This is a genomic window from Neisseria sp. P0019.S002 (genome assembly GCF_051957155.1).
Taxonomy (GTDB): Bacteria; Pseudomonadota; Gammaproteobacteria; order Burkholderiales; family Neisseriaceae; genus Neisseria; species Neisseria perflava.
In genome coordinates this window covers 1-1,763 of the sequence record NZ_JBQCWS010000017.1, presented here as the reverse complement: position 1 = coordinate 1,763, position 1,763 = coordinate 1, and the positions used below count along the sequence as shown (strand labels likewise).

The following is a 1,763-nucleotide window of genomic DNA, read 5'->3' as shown; positions in this document are numbered from 1 at the left end:
TCGGTTAAAATCCGCAAACGCTATATCGTGCGTACCGGCGATATGTTCCATATGAACGGCAAGTTCAGCAAAAGACTCCCCCCTAAAACCTGTTTGTCCTGTAAGGGGGCGGTAGGTGCCGGCCGTCCGGTCAATCCGATACACGGTTTGAAGTTTTTGGAGGGTGAAACCGACTTTGCCTTTGAAGGCATCCTGCCGCTGGTCTGGAGCCGCAGCTATTATTCCGACCAAGACGGTACCGGCTGGCTCGGCGAGGGCTGGAGCGTACCGGGCTGCCAGCGCATTATCCGCGATGCGGCCGGATTGGCCTATATCGACGATCAGGGCCGTTTGTTCCCTTTGCCGGAAGTCGATGAAGATGACGAAGAGCCGGTATTGTTTGAGAGCGAACAGATTTGGTTCAGCAAGAACCCGGACGGACATTACGTCATTGCTTCGCTGGACGGTTCGATAGCGCTGCGTTTTGCCCCTTTGGTGGTCGCTGAAGACGGTTCGGACGAAGATTCCACCCTCTTCCCGCTGGTCGCGGTGGAAGACGCCAACGGCAACCATCAGCGTTTCGTCTATCATCCGCTGACCGGTCTGCCGCAATACGTCATCGACGGCAACGGCCGGGTGTTCTCGCTGAACTTCGGCAATGTGGCCGATGAGCAGTCGCCTAGAATGCGGCTGCTGTCGGTATCGCTGTTGGAGGGTTTACCATCCTTTGGCGAAACCGTTCGGGTCGGTACGCCGCTGGTCCGCTACGAGTACAGCAATAGCGGCGACTTAATCCGCGTCATCGGCCGCGACGGTAATGTCAAACGCAGCTTCGGCTATAAGAACAATCTGATGGTGTCGCACACGGATGCAGCCGGATTGGTATCGGAATACGAATACGACCATTACACCCCGACCGGCAAAGTCATCCGCAACCGGACTTCTTTGGGCGAGGAATGGCGTTTTACCTATCACGAAGGTTACACCGAGGTAACCGACATATTGGGCCGTACCGAGCAATATCATTACGACTACAACAATGAGTTGACCAAACGGGTGTTTGCCGACGGCAGCACCAACCTGATGGAACGCGACGACTTGGGCCGACTGCTCAGCCATACCGATGCGATGGGACGCGTTACCCGTTATCAGTACAGCAACGAAGGCCAGGTAGAAAGCATTATCCGTCCGGACGGCGTCATCCTGCATTTCGACTATGACGACAACTACCGTCTGATCCGTAAAAGCGATGCCGAAAGCCGTTACCACGGCTATACCTATGACGAAGCGGGCAACCTGCTGACCCATACCGACCCGCTGAAACACATCACCCGTTTCGAATACGCCGGCAACGGTCTGTTGCTGTCGGTAACCGATCCGAACGGCAGCAGTACCGCATACCACTATAACGAAAACCATCAGCCCAACCGGATTACCGACTGCTCGGGTTACGAAACCAAACTCTCTTACACCCCCGAAGGACAGCTGGCGCGTATTACCGATGCGCTGGGACAGCACACCGAATACCACTACGACACCAATCAAAACCTCACCCTCGCCCTCTATCCCGACAGCAGCAAAGAGACCTTCGGCTATGATGCCGCAGGTCGTCTGACTACCCATACCGATGCCGAAGGCCACACCACTTCCTACGAATACGGCCAGGATGGTCTGCCGACCCAACGCACCAATGCGCTGGGCCATACCTTCGGCTACCATTACGACCAAGCCCGCCGCTTAGTCGGCCTCACCAATGAAAACGGTGCGCACTACCGCTTTGCCTA

General features: G+C 56.0%; 1 protein-coding gene. It reads left to right on the top strand.

Annotated elements, in window-relative coordinates:
* Window positions 1-1,763 (top strand): DUF6531 domain-containing protein (locus ACTHTY_RS11250; protein ID WP_440367687.1); only part of this gene is annotated, 1,763 nt, incomplete at both ends.